Source organism: Halobellus limi (genome assembly GCF_004799685.1).
In the GTDB taxonomy this organism is placed as follows: domain Archaea; phylum Halobacteriota; class Halobacteria; order Halobacteriales; family Haloferacaceae; genus Haloquadratum; species Haloquadratum limi.
The window spans coordinates 1313843-1330626 of sequence record NZ_CP031311.1; the positions used below are offsets into that span (position 1 = coordinate 1313843).

The following is a 16784-nucleotide window of genomic DNA, read 5'->3' on the forward strand; positions in this document are numbered from 1 at the left end:
CGCGTGCGTCCCGCTAGCGGTGCCCGCGGTGGCCGTCCGCCCGTTCGTAGGTCCGCTCGGCGGATTCGATCAGCGATCGGACCGGGAGCGTCAGCCCCAGTCGCCGCGCGAACAGCGCGATCGGCATCGCCAGGATCCCGAAGAGCAGCGTCGTCTGGTACAGCAGGAAGGCCGCGCCCCGGTGCAGGTCTGTTATCATCTGCTTGACCGACCCGGGGTGACGGTAGTATATAAATTTTCCCTGTCGGCCGCGCGCTCGACGTCGACGCTGTCTGTCGATTCAACGCTATCTGTGCTGAGTCCAATCGCACTTGATCACCGTCGCGATCACCCCGTAGGAACGTCGTCATCAGTCCCGTTCGTCGGCATAAGTTATGCGCAGTATTGGCGTCGCGTACGCGGCGCGGCGCTCACTGAACCGCTCTATCGGGGCCCGTGAGTGGGTCTGTCACGGTTTGGCCCCATCGGACGTCCCCTGACAAGGTGTCCCACGAGCGCGGGCGAACCACAAGACACGAAACCCCGCGGAACGTCTCCAGGGTATGAGCAACTATCTCGTCGCGATGGAGGCCGCGTGGCTGGTCCGCGACGTCGACGACATCGACGACGCGATCGGCGTCGCCGTCAGCGAGGCCGGCAAGCGACTCAACGATCAGGACAAGGAGTACGTCGAGGTCGAGGTGGGCGCGACGACGTGTCCGGCCTGCGGGGAGCCGTTCGACTCCGCGTTCATCGCCGCCAACACCGCGCTCGTCGGCCTCCTCCTCGAGATCGACGTGTTCAACGCCGACAGCGAGGAGCACGCCTCCCGGATCGCCAAGAGCGAGGTCGGCGGCGCGCTCCGCGACGTGCCGCTGTCGGTGATCGAGGTCGTCGAGACCGAAGAGGACGCACACGAACGCGACGACCGCGACGAGTAGGCGTCCGGGCGCCTCCGGAACCGCCCCGAAACACTTTCGTATAACTTCGGGTAATTAGGGGTATGGAACTCCCGACCCCACAGGATCTCCGACAGCGCCGCACGGAGTTGGACCTCACCCAGAGTCGGCTCGCGGAGATGGCCGGCGTCTCCCAGCCGCTCATCGCCCGGATCGAGGGCGGCGACGTCGACCCCCGGCTGTCGACGCTCCGACGGATCGTCAACGCGCTCGAAGAGGCCGAAGGCAGCGTCGTTCGCGCCGTCGACCTGATGAACGAGAACGTCGTGAGCGTCGCCCCCGACGACTCCGTCCGCTTCGCCCGCGACGTGATGCTGGACGAGGGGTTCTCTCAACTCCCCGTGATCCGCGACGGCCGGCCGGTCGGGATCATCTCGAACAGCGACATCCGTCACGCCCAGGAGGAAGACGACGTCGGCACGCTCCCCGTCGCCGACGTGATGCGCGAGTCGGTCACGACGGTGGAACCGTCGGCGACGCTCGAGGAGATCGACGCCGCGCTCGATCACCACTCGGCCGTGCTCGTCGTCGAGAGCGGTGAAACGACCGGGATCGTGACCGAGGCCGACGTCGCGGCGCACCTGTAGCCGGGGCGGACGCACCCGTCCGTCCCGTCGCTGGGCCGTCACCTGATCTACCACCGGTGGATCTATCGTCGCCGAACTGCCGTCCCCGGGCCTACCGCCGGTGGACCGTCATCGGGACGTCGCCGTCGGGCTGGTTCGTCATCTCCGGCGAGAGCGACAGGTCGCCGTCGCCGGCGTACTCGAAGCGGTACCGTCGAAGCAGTTCCGCCAGCACGACGCGCGCCTCCACGCTCGCGAACGTCGCACCGATACACCGCCGCGGTCCCGCGCCGAACGGGAGGTACGCGTCGGCCGAGCGGTCCCGCGCTTTCCACCGCGTCGGGTCGAACGCCTCGGGGTCGTCCCAGAACCGCTCGTCGCGGTGCATCGCGAAGACCGAGACGAGGAGTTCCGCGCCCGCCGGAATCTCCCGGCCGTCGAACTCGACGGGCCGTGTTGCCTCCCGGGGGAGCGCGTGAACCGGCGGATACAGCCGAAGGCTCTCGTCGAAGGCGCGTTCGAGCGTCGGCAGGTCGTCGAGGTGCTCCCACCGAATCGGTTCCTCGCCGAGCACCTCGTCGATCTCGGCCTCGACCCGGTCGTACGTCTCCGGGTGCTCGGCCAGACAGTAGAGCGTGTACGTCAGCGCGAGCGCGGTCGTCTCGTGGCCGGCGAAGACTAAGCCGATCAACTGATCCACCGCGGCGTCGCGGTCGCGAGGGTAGTCCCCGTCCGCAGGTCCGCCACCGGTGTCGGGACTGCCCGCACCATCGGTGGCCGCCGCGAGCGCGGCGAGCAGACTCTCCTCGTCGGTGCCGGCCGCCTCCTCCAGCAGCGACAGCAGTTCCGCACGCAGCGTGTCCTTCGCGGCGTCGAACCGCCGACCGCTCGGGGTCGGCACCCAGTCGGGAAGCGCCCACGTCACCGGATCGAAGTAGCTGTTCAGGTCGTCGGCGGCGCGTCTGAGGTCCGCGCCGTTCGAGCCGGGATCGAACCCGAGAAGCGTCGCGGCCAGCACGTCGAACGTCAGCGCCTTCATCTCCGAAACCGTCGCGAGGGTGTCGCCCCCCTCCCAGGACTCCGCGCGGTCGACGACCCGCTCGCGCATCGTCGGGAGGAACGCCCGGATCCGCGAGGCGTAGAAGAAGGGGTCGAGGAACTCCCGCTGTTCGCGCCAGTCCTCGCCGTCGACGGCGACGACGCTGTTGCCGAACGCGAGCGCGAAGTCGTCGGTCTTCTCGAAGGCGTCGCGCTCGGAGACGAGCACGCGCTCGGCGTACTCGGGGTGAGCGAGGACGTAGCGGTCGCCGACGGGGAGGTCGATCCGGAACACGTCGCCGACGCTGTCGACGGCGTCGGTGGTGAACGTCAGGGGGTCGCGGCCGAAGTCGACCGCGTTTCCGAGCAGGGGAAGCCCGTCGGGCGCCGGCGGGCGTGCGTCCTCCATCCGTCGCCACCTCAGAGTTCGAGGCCTCTGATAGCGACGCCGTCGCCCGACTCGACGCGGCCGATCACGCGCCCGTCGGTCGCCGCCGCGAGCGCCTCGGCGTCCTCGGGATCGAGCGCGCAGACGAACCCGGTCCCCATGTTGAACGTCCGGTGCATCTCCTCGTCTGTGACGTTCCCTTCTTCCTGGACGAACTCGAAGACGGGTTGGGGTTCGAACGCGTCCTCGACGACGTAGCGGTGCTCGCCGAGGCGTTCGAGGTTCGTCCAGCCGCCGCCGGTGACGTGCGCCGCCGCGCGGACGCCGTGCTCGCGCATCGGATCGAGCAGGTACGTGTAGAGACGCGTCGGTTCGAGCAGCGCCTCCCCGAGGGTGTCGTAGTCGCCGAACGGGCAGGGGTCCGTGTACTCGTGTTCGCGCGTGACCGCGGTCCGGGCGAGCGTCAGGCCGTTCGAGTGGACGCCCGAGGACGGGAAGCCGACCAGGGCGTCGCCCGGTTCCGCTTCGCCGGGGAAGACGGCGTCTTTCGCGGCGAGTCCCGCGCAGGTGCCCGCGAGGTCGAGGCCGCGGATCACCTCGGGCATCACCGCCGTCTCCCCGCCGATCAGCTCCAGCCCCGCCTCCTCGGCGCCGGCGCTGAGCCCCTCGCCGACCTGTTCGGCGAACGTCTCGTCGGGTTCCTCGACCGCGAGGTAGTCGACGAACGCGACCGGGCGGACGCCGGCGGCGACGAGGTCGTTCGCGTTCATCGCGATGCAGTCGATGCCGATCGTCGAGTAGTCCGAGAGCGCCTCCGCGACGAGGAGTTTCGTCCCGACGCCGTCGGTCGCGAGCGCGAGGTAGCGGTCGCCGATGTCGAGCAGCCCCGCGTAGTCGCCCTCGCTCTCGCCGACCGCGCCGATCAGCGCCGCGGTCGCGGCCTCGCTCGCGTCGATGTCGACGCCGGCCTCGGCGTAGGTCAGTTCCTCGGGCGATTCGTCGGCTCCCCCCTCGGGGTTCGATGCTCCGTCCGCGTCCGCCTCCTCAGTCATACGGGAATGCCCGTCTCGCGGGGAGAAAATACGTCCGGTCTCCGGCTGGTCCCCCGTGGCCGCCGCGCCGGCAATATTGTCTGCTTATCTTCGAAACCTCTTCAAAAGCCTTTTTGAACTTTCTAGCGTCCTTTGAACCGTTCGTAAAACGTCGGTGAAACGTTCTCGCGACGAATAAAGCGTCGCGAAACGACTGAACGCTCGTCGCGTTATATGGGGATGGCCCCCCTACGAACGTGTGAGGCGAAACAGATGTCAAGCGTCCCCCACACCCCCGACCTCCCCCTCGAACGCGACTCCCTCCGTCGCGGACTCGGCGCTGCGAGCGCCGCGGCCCGTTCGGCACTTCACAACCTGAAGGCCGTGAGCTTCTGGGCCGCGATCGTCCTCCCGTTCACGTACCTCCCGCTCATATTCGGCGGCCTGACCGGCGGAGAACCCCTCCTCTTCGCCGCGCTCGTCGCCGCCAACGCCGCCGCGTTCGTCGCCGGACACGGGTACGAACCCGCCGAGGCGTAGGCCCCGTCGGCCCTCCGGTATCTTCTCGGCCTCCTGGTATCTCTCCCCGACCGTCCAGTCTCACCCCGTATTCCCAGTATCGACTGATCTGGATCCGCGTGGTACCGAATCCGTTTCGACCGCTCTTCCGTCGACGGCGACGCTGCTGTACGATCCGTCGAGGTCGCCCTGACGACTCGTCAGCGGGTTAGGAGGCGGCTAACGGGGCGGGGTCAGAACCCGAGCCCGAGGACGAACGCGCCGACCGTCAGCAAAAGCGCGGGAACGAAGAACGCCGCGAAGACGGTCTTGCTCCACCCCAGGACGGTCTTGCCGTCGAGGGGGCCGAACGGGAGCATATTGAACGCCGCCAGGAAGAGGTTGATCATCAGGCCGCGCGACCCGGCGAGCGCGACGAAGTCCGAGCCGACGAGCGTCCCCACGACCAGCACCGGAAGGAACACGACCGCGAGCGCGACGTTCGTCGCGGGGCCGGCGAGCGCGATGAGGCCGTGTTCGCGTCGGGTCAGCCGCCCGCGGTGGTGGACCGCGCCCGGCGCGGCGAAGATGAAGCCCGCGAGCGAACTCACGACGGCCAGAAAGAGCATCCCGTAGTCGGCGCGGAACTCCGCGACCTGCCCGTATCGAACCGCGACGACCTTGTGCGCCACCTCGTGAAGCAGGAATCCGACGCCCGCGGTGAGCAGGCTGAGCAGGACGGGACCGAAGACGCCGCCTTCGAGGATCCCGACGACCGCGCGCTGGCCGCCGCCGGCGAAGAAGATGGCGAACGCGACGCCGAGTGCCACCCACGCGACGGCGAGGTCCTGGATCTCCTTCGAGCTGAACGAGAGCCGCGAGACGCTCATCCGGCGATCGCCCCCCAGAGGATCTCCCAGCCGTTTTCGGCGCCCTCGAAGAGCAGCCGCGTCACGCCCGCCGCGCCGCCGAGATCGAGTGCGAACAGCGGAAGCAGGTACGCCACGAACAGCGCCGAGGCGATCACGCTCCCGATGTTCGTCGCCGCGACGACGACGATGAGCCGGAACAGCGGCACCGCGAACATCTCGTTCACCAGGTCGCCGATCGGCTTCTCCTCGTCGGCCAGCAGTTCGTTCAGCGTCCCGATGTCGGAGACGTTCACCGGGTCGTACTGCAGTTCGACGTAGCCGGTGAACCACCCCGGCGCGAGGAACGGGTTGATCGAGGTCATCCACGCGACCGCGCCGCCGACGAGCGAGGAGGTCCACCGCGCGCCCGCGGCCTTCGCCAGCCCCGCCGCGAACAGGCCGTTGACGAGGAACCACGCGCCGAACAGTCGGAGGAGCGTGTCGTCGCCGGCCGACGACAGCGCCAGGAGGACGAAGAAGCCGATCACGACGAGCGAGATCCCCGTCCCGACGATCTTCGCCCACGGGAGGCCGCCCCCGCCCGTCCCGGTCAGCGACTCCATCGGCGGGAGTTCCTCGGGGTGGTCGAGGTAGCGCTCGATCCCCTCGCGGTGGCCCGCGCCGACGACGGCGACGACGTCGGCGCCGGTCGAGCGGAGCGCGAGGAGTTTGTGCGCGATGAACGCGTCGCGCTCGTCGATGAGCGCCGCGGCGCCGCCGGGGGAGAACTGCCGGAACTCCTCCATCATCGCGCTCACGACGTCGGTGTCTGTCATCTGCGACATATCGAACTCCTCTACGTCTTCGACCTCGCCGTAACCGAACATCGAGCCGAACTGTCCGAGAACACCGCCGACGAGCACGCCGCCGACGAGTCCGAGGGTCATGCTCCCGATCACGCGGACGGTGAAACCGCCGAGGCGGTCGACGACCGGCGCCGCGAGTCCGAGGCCGACGCCCGCGACGCCGCCGATCGCGATGCCCGCCGCGGTCGCCGCGACGAGACGGTCCTCCGTCGAGAGGACGGACGCCCCGAAGATCCAGATCGCGGCCGCGACGCCGACCGCGAGGAGGACGCCGCCCGTGATCCGTCCGAGGACCGGCAGCCCGAACCCGACGCTGCCGCCGAATATCGCGACGAGCGGCCCGAGGAGCAGGCCGAGCACCGCCCCGGCCGCGAGGCCGACGCCCCGGCTGTCCGCGACGCCGAACGCGAGGCCGCCGACCATCCGGAACTTCTCTACGATCCCCATCTGCGACCAGAACCGCCGCATCGTCTCGTTGATGTCGCGGTCGACGAGCGCGACGTCGATGCCGTGTTCCTCGGCCGTCTCGACGGCCGCGAGCATGTCCGCGCCGGGCGTCACGTCGAAGCGCTCGCCCAACCGCGCCTGGACGTACGAGAGCATCCAGTAGGCGATGAACTGAAAGACCGTGTTGCCCGAGAGCAGATCGCTCGGTTCGATGTCGTCGGGTTCGCCCCCCTTCAGCTGCCGGTACCGCCCCTCGTCGAGTTCGACGGCGACGACGTCGGGGCGCTCGTCCGCGATGGTCGCTTCGACCTCCCGGACGCTCTCCTCTGAGACGTGCGCCGTGCCGACGACCCGGACGCGACCCGACTCGGCCGCTTCCTGACTCATTGTCTTCCATATCGCACGGTGGTTTTTACCCCTGTCGGAGTGTTGGACCCCCTTCGGGCCGCTCTTCGCGTGCGGAGGTATACTCTACGACCGCTGAAACTATTACCCAGCCGACGTGTGTGAGAGATAATGGGAGAGACCGAGGCGTGCCCGGACGGCGGGGCGAACGTGCTGTACGGGAACGCGGTCAGGACGCCGTTACCGGACCGGCAGGCCGAGACGCTCTTCCACCAGAACATGACGGCCATCGCGGAGGGGCGCGAGCGGAAAGCGGAGTTACTGGCGGACCCGTCCGTCTCGGTCGCGAAGGCCTACGAGACGGAGTTCGAACGCGTCGCCGAGACGTTCGAACGGCGACTGCGCCGCATCGCCGGCGACGACTACGAGGCGGTCGCGCGGGCCTACCTCCGCGGGGAGCGCGAGGATCGGGAGGGCGAACTGGCGGCGTACTACATCGAGGGGCTCTGGCGGATCCAGCAACGCTCGACGATCTCCGAGATGCTGTTCTTCCCGCTCATCCTCAGGTATCCGGACAGCTTCACCGTGAACCTCCGGTTCGCCGGCGAGCACACGACGACGGAGTCGGTTCCGTTCGAGTCGCCGCAGCACGCCGCGACCGACTCGGAGGGGCCGCACGCCCAGCAGTACTTCGACGAGAGCCAGTACGAGCAAGAGCGGGCGGCGGAGTACCTCCGCGAGACCGCCGGGGTCATCCGCGAGCAGTTCCCCCACCCCGACGAGGTCCCCTTCGCCGAGCGGAAGTACGGCGGCGTCGTCTCCGCGGGCGGGCGCTACGAGTCGATGTTCACCGAGATGCTCGCTCCCGTCTCGCCGGATCCGGATCGGTTCTCCGAACCGGTCACCGAGTCGACGCTGGTACCCGCGGGCGAGGAAGCGAAACGGACCGCAGAGAAGTACCTCCCCGCGGCGAAGGTGATCATCTGAGCGTCGTCGCGTCTGCGTCGCCGTGCGGCGATTCGAAGGCTGAACAGTTCGCGGTCGGCGACTAACACGGCGAGACGTCGTCACCGCGGACGCGACGGAGCCCCGCGAGCGAGACCTCGTAGGTCGCTTCCGACGCCGTATCCGCGTACACCGCCCCGTCGTCGGTCTCCGTCGTGTACGCGTACGGAATCGTGACGTCGACCCGTATCGAAGCGGCGGTCACTCCCGTTACCGACGCGTCACGGCGGGGCCCCGCTCCCTCGTCGACGCCCCAGTCCGTGAGACAGGGCGCGCTACCTAGCTGCTGGGCGACGTGCTCCGACTCGGCGTCGAGGGCGCGGTGTTCTGCCGCCGATATCGCTCCGAGGACACCGAAAGCTACGACCACGGCGATCGCGAGCGCTACGAGCAGTGTCCGGGTGGGGACTCCGGGAGGCACGTCGTCGCATATTTCGACGCGAAACAAAAATCCGGTCCACGCAACGTGTTCGTCTCCCGGCACGGAAGCTCACAGACCGACGACGCTCCGATACGGATAGGCGCGAGGACATCGAGTGCGGGGGATGGGATTTGAACCACGGTCGCTCTGCTCACTCCGTTCGCGACGCTCTCTGATTCAAATCCATCCGTAGAAACCGAACTGCTCGCTTCGCTCGCAGATTCGGATGCGGGGGATGGGATTTGAACCACGGTCGCTCTGCTCACTCCGTTCGCGACGCTCTCTGATTCAAATCCATCCGTAGAAACCGAACTGCTCGCTTCGCTCGCAGATTCGGATGCGGGGGATGGGATTTGAACCCACGAACCCCTACGGGAGCGGATCTTAAGTCCGCCGCCTTTGGCCTGGCTCAGCCACCCCCGCGCAGGCCACAGTTCCGCGGACGGCCGGTTAGTGGTTTCGCTTTCGGAGACGCCGGCTCACCAGTCGACGCTCAACGTGCCGTCGCCGTGCGGGTCCGGCGCGATCTCCTCGTCGGTCCGCCGGTCGACGACGTGGATCACGCCGCTGTCCTTCTTCGCCGGGCAGACCTCGGCCGCGCGGACGTTCTCGTCGAGTTCGTCCTCGCCGATGAAGTACGACTTCGGGCGGGCGAGTCCGGATTTGATGTCCATCTCCCAGTTGTCTGCGACCTCCGCACACCGGCCCGCGCCGATGCACTTGTTCCCCTCGAAGATGATCTTGTAGGGCTTCTCGGAGACGGGCGGGGCGTTCGCCTCGTCGCCGACGTCGCTCGGCTTCGGGGCTTCGTCGCCTTCGGCGTCGCTCATACCCCAGGCTAACGGTGGCGTCGTCTTTGTGCTGTCGGTTCCGGGGCGTGGGAGCCCGATCCACGACGGACGAGCACCCCGAAGACCGCGTCGCCGTCGGCCGAAGTCGGTGGGAGAGCGCCCCAGGGACGGTTTATACGTACTTTCGCGCCCGCGCGTGCGAGGGTTTAAGAACCGAGGTGGCTTAACGGAGACACGATCAATGTCACGCGAAACTGAGTACGGGGCCGGACAGATCCAGGTCCTCGAAGGGCTGGAAGCCGTCCGGAAGCGCCCGGCGATGTACATCGGGTCGACGGACTCGCGAGGCTTACACCACCTCGTCTACGAGGTCGTCGACAACGCGATCGACGAGGCGCTCGCGGGGTACTGCGACCGCATCGAGGTCACGGTCCACGACGACGGCTCGGTGTCGGTCTCGGACAACGGCCGCGGCATCCCGGTCGACACGCACGAGCAGTACGACCGCCCCGCCGTCGAGGTCATCATGACCGTCCTCCACGCCGGCGGCAAGTTCGACAACAAGTCCTACCAGGTCTCCGGCGGCCTCCACGGCGTCGGCGTGAGCGTCGTCAACGCGCTCTCGGAGCGTCTCGAAGTCGAGATCAAGCGCGACGGCGCGCTGTGGCGCGACAGTTTCGACCACGGCGAGCCACAGGAGGGTGCGTTCGAACGCGTCCGCGACCTCGACGAGGGCGAGGAGACGGGCACGACGGTCCGCTTTTGGCCCGACGGCGACATCTTCGAGACCGACGAGTTCGACTTCTCCACGCTCGAGAACCGACTCCGGGAGCTCGCCTTCCTCAACTCCGGCGTCGAGATCCGACTCGTCGACGAGGGCACCCCGGCGGACGGCGCTGCCGACGCCGAGGACGAAGTCGACTCCGACGCCGACCGCCGCGAGCGCACGTTCTGCTACGAGGGCGGCATCCGCGAGTTCGTCCGCTACCTCGACGAGACGAAGACCGTCCTCCACGACGACGTCATCTACTACAGCGACAGCGAGCAGGACATCGAGATCGAGGTCGCGCTGCAGGCGACAGAGGAGCTTCAGGGGTCGATCCACGCCTTCGCGAACAACATCAACACCCGCGAGGGCGGCACCCACCTCACGGGGTTCAAGACCGCGCTCACCCGCGTCGTCAACGACTACGCCCGCGAGCACAGCCTCCTCGGCGACCTCGACTCCCTGAAGGGCGAGGACGTCCGCGAGGGGCTCACGGCCGTGATCTCGGTCAAACACCCCGATCCGCAGTTCGAGGGGCAGACGAAGACGAAGCTCGGAAACAGCGAGGTCCGGGGAATCGTCGAGTCGATCACCCACGAGAAGCTCGGCACCTACCTCGAAGAGAACCCGGACGTCGCCGAGGCCATCGTCGGCAAGGCCGTCGAGGCCGCGAAGGCGCGGAAGGCCGCGAAACAGGCCGAGGAACTCACCCGTCGGAAGTCCGCCCTGGAGTCGACGTCGCTGCCGGGCAAACTCGCGGACTGTCAGAGTCGCGACCCGAGCGAGTCGGAGCTGTTCGTCGTCGAGGGCGACAGCGCCGGGGGGAGCGCAAAGCAGGGCCGAGACCGACGCTTCCAGGCGATCCTCCCGCTCAAGGGGAAGATCCTGAACGTCGAGAAACACCGCCTCGATCGGATCCTCCAGAATGACGAGGTCCGCGCGCTCATCACCGCCATCGGCGCGGGCATCGGTGAGGAGTTCGACATCGACGACGTCCGATACGAGCGGATCATCATCCTCTCGGACGCCGACGTCGACGGGGCGCACATCCGAACGCTGCTTCTGACGCTCCTGTACCGACACATGCGCCCGCTCGTCGAGGCGGGGTACGTCTACGCGGCGAAACCGCCGCTGTATCGGATCAGATATCGGGGCGAGACCTACGACGCGATGACCGAGGCCGAGCGCGACCGGATCATCGAGGAGAAGTGCGACGGCAACCCGACGCAGGTCCAGCGGTTCAAGGGCCTCGGGGAGATGAACCCCGATCAGCTGTGGGAGACCACGATGAACCCCGAGAACCGCATCCTCAAGCAGATCACCGTCGAGGACGCGGCCGCCGCCGACAAGATGTTCTCGGTGCTCATGGGCGACGCCGTCGAACCGCGCAAGCAGTTCATCAAGGAGCGAGCGACCGACGCCGAATGGGTGGATATATAGATGAGTTCTGACGCACCAGACGCTTTCGACCCCGGGGCGGGCATCGCCGCGGAGGTCGAGACCGCACGCATCGAACAGGAGATGGAGCAGTCTTACATCGACTACGCGATGTCCGTCATCGCGGGTCGGGCGCTGCCAGACGTCCGCGACGGGCTCAAGCCCGTCCACCGGCGCATCCTCTATGCGATGCACGAGGCGGGCGTCACCGCCCGCTCCTCTCACCGGAAGTCCTCCTCGATCGTCGGGGAGACGATGGGTGATTACCACCCGCACGGGGACTCAGCCATCTACGACACGCTCGCGCGGATGGCCCAGGACTTCTCGATGCGGTACCCGCTCGTCGACGGCCAGGGCAACTTCGGCTCCGTCGACGGCGACCCGCCGGCCGCGATGCGCTACACGGAGGCGCGGATGGCCCCCATCGCCGAGGAACTGCTCGAAGATATCGAGATGGACACCGTCGACTTCCAGTCGAACTACGACGACCGTCTCGAAGAGCCCGAAGTGCTCCCCGCCGCGTTCCCCAACCTCCTGGTCAACGGCTCCTCGGGCATCGCCGTCGGGATGTCGACGAACATCCCGCCGCACAATTTAGGAGAAGTGATCGACGCGACGGTCCACCTCATCGAGGACCCCGACGCGACCGTCGAGGACCTGATGGAGCACGTGAAGGGCCCGGACTTCCCGACCGGCGCGAACATCGTCGGCCGCAACGCGATCCACAAGGCGTACAAGACGGGTCGCGGGCGGATCCGCGTCCGCGCGGAGTTCGAGGTCGAAGAGGACGACCGGATCGTCATCACCGAACTCCCCTTCCAGCAGAACAAGGCGCGACTCGTCGAGCGCATCGCCGACGACGTCAACGAGGGGAAGATCGAGGGCATCCGCGACCTGCGCGACGAGTCCGACCGCGACGGCATCCGCGTCGTCGTCGAACTCAAGCGCGGCGCGAACGCCGAAGTGGTGAAGAACCAGCTGCTCGAACACCACCTCGAATCCACGTTCGGCGTCATCAACCTCGCCCTCGTGGACGGCCAGCCGCGGGTGCTCACGCTCAAGGAGACGCTCGTCGAGTACCTCGAACACCGACGGGAGGTCGTCCGGCGGCGCTCGCGGTCCGAACTCGAAGAGAAGGAAGAGCGCGCGCACATCCTCGAAGGTCGACTGACGGCCCTCGAGCACGTCGACGACGTCGTCGAGGTCATTCGGAACTCCGAGAGCCGCGACGACGCGAAGGCGGCGCTGCGCGGCGAGCACGTCGTGGAGGTCGACGGCGAACCGCTGCCCTCGTTCGACTTCTCGGAGGCGCAGGCCGACCACATCGTCGCGATGCAGCTCGGCTCGCTCACCGCGATGGAGGCCGGCGAGATCGAATCCGAGTACGAGGACGTCCAGGCGCGGATCGAGCGGTTGGAAGCGATCCTCGAGGACCCCGACGAACTCGACGCGGTCGTCGAAGACGAGTTACTGGAGATCAAAGACGAGTACGACGACGACCGCCGGACGTCGATCATCGAGGACACGGGCACGGTCACACACGAGGACCTCATCGCCGAGGAGGACGTCGTCGTCGTCGTCACCGAGGACGATTACATCAAGCGGATGCCGCTGGACACCTTCCGCGCGCAGCACCGCGGCGGGAAGGGGATCATCGGCACCGAGTTGAAGGAGGGCGACCGCGTCTCCTCGGTGTACGTCGCGAGCACGCACGACTACCTGCTGTACTTCACCAACCACGGCCAGGTCTACCAACTGAAGACCTACCAGGTACCGGAGATGTCCCGAACCGCCCGCGGGAAGTCCGCGGTCAATCTCTTGGACCTCGACGACGGCGAGGAGATCACCGCCGTGGTCAACACCGCGGAGATGGAGTCCGAAGAGGAGAAGTTCCTCACGATGACGACCCGGAACGGGTACATCAAGCGCACGAGCGTCGAGAAGTTCCAGAACATCCGCTCGACGGGGATCATCGCGACGAAACTCGACGAGGACGACGCGCTCGCGGACGTCGAGGTCACCGACGGGACGCGGGATCTGATCCTCGCGAGTCGCGGCGGGATGGCGATCCGCTTCGCGGAGGAGGAGGTCCGCGCGATGGGCCGCTCCGCCCGGGGCGTCCGCGGCATCGACCTCGAAGGCGACGACGAGGTGGCCGCGGTCGCGGCCGTCGATCCCGACAGGCACCAGTGGGTGCTGACCGTCACGGAGAACGGCTACGGCAAGCGGACCGACATCGACGAGTACCGACGGCAGTCGCGAAACGGGAAAGGCCTGATCGACATCAAGACGAACGACCGCAACGGCCGCGTCTGCGAACTGGAGACCGTCGGCCCCGGCGATCACCTGTTCGTGATGAGCGGCGAGGGACAGATCCTCCGAACGCCGGTCGAGGACCTCTCGACCGTGGGGCGGAACACGATGGGCGTCATCGTGATGGAACTGGACGCGGGCGACAGCGTCGCCAGCGTCGACGTGCACTTCCCGTCCGACGGTGAAGGCCCCGAGGACGAGGACGGCGACGACGGCGACGACGCCAGTGACGCCGCCGACGGCGACACCGCCGGCACCGAGTAAGACCGGTAGATCGAACCGGCGGGTTTCACCGGAAACGTGGTGTGCGTCGTCGTCGCACGCGACGCGTTTCTGTCCGTCCGACGGACTGGTATCGGAGCAAAAACCGACTACAGGATCTGTTTTCCCAGCGCGCTCGCCGCCAGTTCCGTCGCGAGCGAGGCGGTCTCGTTCCGCTCGTCGAGGATCGGGTTGACCTCGACGAGGTCGAGCGAGCGGAGGCGGTCCCGCTCGGCCACCGTCTCCAGCGCCGCGTGGGCCTCGCGGTACGTGACGCCGCCGCGGACCGGCGTTCCGACGCCGGGGGCCTCGCGGGGATCGAGCCAGTCGAGGTCGAGACTCACGTGGACGCCGTCGGTGCCGGCGGCCGCAACGTCGAGAGCGTCGTCGGCGACGCTCGCGATTCCCCGCTCGTCGACGTCGGACATCGTGAACGTCGTCACGTCGCTGTCGGCGATCGCGGGTCGTTCGCTGGGGTCGACCGATCGGAGGCCGACGATCGCGACGTTCTCCGCCCGGAGTCCTCCGGCGTTCGCCCACTCGACGTCGGCGAACTCGCCGACGCCGAGGACGGCCGCCAGCGGCATCCCGTGGACGTTCCCCGAGGGCGACGTCTCGGGCGTGTTGAAGTCGCCGTGGGCGTCGAACCAGACCGCACCGATCTCGGCGTCGCGGGCCGATCCGGTGACCGATCCGATAGCGACCGAGTGGTCGCCGCCGAGGACGAGGGGGAGTTCGCCGGCGTCGAGCGCGCCCGCGACCCGGTCGGCGAGTCTCGTCGCGACCTCGCGCGTCTCGCGGAGGAACTTGGCCCGGCCCGACGCCGGCGGTTCCGCCTCGGGGTCGCGCTCCTCCGCGCGCGGCGCGCGCACGTCGCCGTCGTCGACGACCTCCCTGCCCGCCCGCGCCAGTTCCTCGGCCAGTCCCGCGTAGCGGATGGCCGACGGCCCCATATCGACCCCGCGGCGGTTCGCCCCGTAGTCGGTCGGCGCGCCGACGACGCGGACGTTACGAGTCATCGTGTCACTCCGTGTACGGCGCGCAGACCCGCTCGACGCCCTCCTCGAACGAGATCTCGGGCTCCCACCCGGTCGCCTCGCGCATCTTCGTGCTGTCGGCCATCGTGTCGTGGACGTACACGTCCAGGGGGTTCTCGACGTACTCGGGCTCTACCTCCGTACCCAACTCCCCGTTGATCATCTCGATCATCTCGTTGAACGTGTAGCTCTCGCCGGTGCCGAGGTTGTAGATGCCCTGGAGGCGGTGGTCGGCCGCGAGTTCGATCCCGCGGACGATGTCGTCGACGTGGGTGAAATCCCGGGTCTGAGAGCCGTCGCCGAACACCTTCGGCCGCTCGCCGTTGGCGATCTTGTGGGTGAACTGCGCGATCGTGTTCGCGTACTCGCCCTTGTGCTCCTCGGCGCCGCCGTAGCCCTGATACACCGAGAAGAATCGGAGCCCCGCCAGCGTCATGTCGTAGTGGTGGTGGAAGTACTCGCCGTACTGCTCCCTGGCGAGTTTCGAGGCCTCGTAACACGTCCGCGCCTCCACCGGGAGGTCCTCCGGCGAGGGGTCGGTCCGCGAGCCGTAGATCGAGGAGGTCGACGCGTAGACTACCGTGTCACAGCCGTCCTCGCGGGCCTGTTCGACCGCGTTGACGAACCCCTCGACGTTCACGCGCGTGGCCTCGCGCTTGTGCTCTTCGGCCATCGTGTAGGAGGAGTACGCCGCGAGGTGGAACAGGACGTCGACGCCCTCGGTCGGGAGGTCGTCGTCGAGGACGCTCGCGTCGACGAACTCCACCTCCTCGGCGAGGTTCTCGGGCGTCCCGAGGTGGAGGTCGTCGACGGCGACGACGTCGTTGTCCGCCGCGAGGTGATTCGCGAGGTTCGAGCCGATGAATCCCGCACCGCCGGTGACGAGGACTCGTTGGTTCTCCATACGCATCAAACGGGCGAGGGGTCACAAATCGGTACCGGATGTTGTCGACGACCGCCGCGCGCTGCTGCGGTCGGGCCGTCGCGGTCGATGCCCCGAGAGCGCGGCGCCGTCGGCGCCGTTCACGCCGAACGACGGACCGGCGCTCGTGATCCGAGCGGCGACAGCGGAGTGAATATATGCTAGCTATTGTCGGTCACAGCTCGTCTTTCTGCAAAAACGGGGCCGAATACGGTCGAATCGAGAGAAAACCGAGGCAGTCTTTCACAGAGTGTGTATCCATCCACCGGATTTAAGGCCGTATGCGGCGAACGATTCGCTATGTCATCCATCGAGCTGACGTCCAGTCAGAAAACTATCCTGACCGCGCTGATAAACCTCCACCGCGAGAGCGAGGACGCCGTCAAGGGTGAGGACATCGCCGCGGAAGTAGACCGGAACCCCGGCACGATCCGCAACCAGATGCAGAGCCTGAAGGCGCTCCAACTCGTCGAGGGCGTCCCCGGCCCGAAGGGCGGCTACAAGCCGACGGCCAACGCCTACGAGGCGCTCGACGTGAACCAGATGGACGAACCGGCGTTCGTCCCCCTGTTCCACGACGGCGAGGAAGTCGAGAACGTCAACGTCGACGAGATCGATCTCTCCTCGGTCCACCACCCCGAACTGTGCCGCGCGGAGATCCACATCCAGGGCTCCGTCCGCGACTTCCACGAGGGCGACGACGTGACGGTCGGCCCGACGCCGCTCTCGAAACTCGTCATCGAGGGCACCGTCGACGGGAAGGACGACACGGGCAACATCCTCATCCTCCGGATCAAGGACATGCGAGCCCCCGTCGGCGACGCGTCGCACTGATCTCGGCTGCACTGCTGTCCGAAGTCGGT

Annotated in this window: 16 protein-coding genes and 1 tRNA gene; 7 read left to right on the forward strand and 10 right to left on the reverse strand. The window is 67.6% G+C overall.

What is annotated here, in order from left to right; genetic code table 11:
* Positions 1-13: 13 nt before the first annotated feature.
* The gene (locus DV707_RS06640) at positions 14-199 is read right to left on the reverse strand and encodes a hypothetical protein (protein WP_103990034.1); all 186 of its coding nucleotides are present in this window, start codon (positions 197-199) and stop codon (positions 14-16) included.
* Between the two features lie 343 nt (positions 200-542).
* On the opposite strand from DV707_RS06640, the gene DV707_RS06645 reads away from it, so the two are divergent.
* Complete coding sequence (locus DV707_RS06645; RefSeq protein ID WP_103990033.1) at positions 543-920, forward strand: DUF555 domain-containing protein; 378 nt, start codon at positions 543-545, stop codon at positions 918-920.
* 62 nt (positions 921-982) lie between these two features.
* A complete protein-coding gene (locus tag DV707_RS06650; protein ID WP_103990032.1) occupies positions 983-1525 on the forward strand; it encodes a CBS domain-containing protein in 543 nt (180 codons plus the stop codon).
* A gap of 91 nt (positions 1526-1616) precedes the next feature.
* Here DV707_RS06650 and DV707_RS06655 read toward each other — a convergent pair whose 3' ends face one another.
* Both DV707_RS06655 and purM read right to left on the reverse strand, forming a co-directional pair.
* Positions 1617-2951: a cytochrome P450 gene (locus DV707_RS06655; protein WP_103990031.1), complete on the reverse strand. Its 1335-nt coding sequence runs from the start codon at positions 2949-2951 to the stop codon at positions 1617-1619.
* A gap of 11 nt (positions 2952-2962) precedes the next feature.
* Positions 2963-3982: a phosphoribosylformylglycinamidine cyclo-ligase gene (gene purM, locus DV707_RS06660; protein WP_103990030.1), complete on the reverse strand. Its 1020-nt coding sequence runs from the start codon at positions 3980-3982 to the stop codon at positions 2963-2965.
* Positions 3983-4234: 252 nt separating this feature from the next.
* On the opposite strand from purM, the gene DV707_RS06665 reads away from it, so the two are divergent.
* Entirely contained in the window at positions 4235-4501 is a 267-nt protein-coding gene (locus DV707_RS06665; protein WP_103990029.1) for a hypothetical protein, read from the forward strand.
* 212 nt (positions 4502-4713) lie between these two features.
* Here DV707_RS06665 and DV707_RS06670 read toward each other — a convergent pair whose 3' ends face one another.
* Together DV707_RS06670 and DV707_RS06675 are read right to left on the reverse strand one after the other, a co-directional pair.
* A complete protein-coding gene (locus DV707_RS06670) occupies positions 4714-5349 on the reverse strand; it encodes a zinc metalloprotease (protein ID WP_103990028.1) in 636 nt (211 codons plus the stop codon).
* Positions 5346-7010: a TraB/GumN family protein gene (locus tag DV707_RS06675; RefSeq protein ID WP_103990027.1), complete on the reverse strand. Its 1665-nt coding sequence runs from the start codon at positions 7008-7010 to the stop codon at positions 5346-5348. Before DV707_RS06675 ends, DV707_RS06670 begins: the two co-directional genes overlap by 4 nt.
* A gap of 129 nt (positions 7011-7139) precedes the next feature.
* On the opposite strand from DV707_RS06675, the gene DV707_RS06680 reads away from it, so the two are divergent.
* Positions 7140-7955, forward strand: a complete 816-nt coding sequence (locus tag DV707_RS06680; RefSeq protein ID WP_103990026.1) for a hypothetical protein — start codon at positions 7140-7142, stop codon at positions 7953-7955.
* Positions 7956-8016: 61 nt separating this feature from the next.
* On the opposite strand, the gene DV707_RS06685 is transcribed toward DV707_RS06680, so the two are convergent.
* From DV707_RS06685 to DV707_RS06695, 3 genes are all read right to left on the reverse strand, one after another.
* A complete protein-coding gene (locus DV707_RS06685) occupies positions 8017-8394 on the reverse strand; it encodes a hypothetical protein (protein WP_103990025.1) in 378 nt (125 codons plus the stop codon).
* Positions 8395-8732: 338 nt separating this feature from the next.
* Positions 8733-8817, reverse strand: a tRNA-Leu gene (locus DV707_RS06690).
* A 56-nt stretch (positions 8818-8873) separates the two neighbouring features.
* Complete coding sequence (locus tag DV707_RS06695) at positions 8874-9224, reverse strand: ferredoxin (RefSeq protein ID WP_103990024.1); 351 nt, start codon at positions 9222-9224, stop codon at positions 8874-8876.
* A gap of 202 nt (positions 9225-9426) precedes the next feature.
* Between DV707_RS06695 and gyrB the strand changes: the two genes are divergently transcribed.
* Positions 9427-11391 (forward strand): DNA topoisomerase (ATP-hydrolyzing) subunit B, encoded by a 1965-nt coding sequence (gene gyrB / locus DV707_RS06700; RefSeq protein ID WP_103990023.1) that lies wholly within the window; start codon positions 9427-9429, stop codon positions 11389-11391.
* The gene (gene gyrA / locus DV707_RS06705) at positions 11392-13965 is read left to right on the forward strand and encodes a DNA gyrase subunit A (RefSeq protein ID WP_103990022.1); all 2574 of its coding nucleotides are present in this window, start codon (positions 11392-11394) and stop codon (positions 13963-13965) included.
* A 107-nt stretch (positions 13966-14072) separates the two neighbouring features.
* On the opposite strand, the gene rocF is transcribed toward gyrA, so the two are convergent.
* Together rocF and DV707_RS06715 are read right to left on the reverse strand one after the other, a co-directional pair.
* Positions 14073-14981 (reverse strand): arginase, encoded by a 909-nt coding sequence (gene rocF / locus DV707_RS06710; RefSeq protein WP_103990021.1) that lies wholly within the window; start codon positions 14979-14981, stop codon positions 14073-14075.
* Positions 14982-14985: 4 nt separating this feature from the next.
* A complete protein-coding gene (locus DV707_RS06715) occupies positions 14986-15903 on the reverse strand; it encodes an NAD-dependent epimerase/dehydratase family protein (RefSeq protein ID WP_103990020.1) in 918 nt (305 codons plus the stop codon).
* Between the two features lie 318 nt (positions 15904-16221).
* Here DV707_RS06715 and DV707_RS06720 point away from each other — a divergent pair, with 318 nt between their 5' ends.
* On the forward strand, positions 16222-16755 hold the full coding sequence (locus tag DV707_RS06720) for an Rrf2 family transcriptional regulator (RefSeq protein ID WP_103990019.1): 534 nt from the start codon (positions 16222-16224) through the stop codon (positions 16753-16755).
* Positions 16756-16784: the final 29 nt, after the last annotated feature.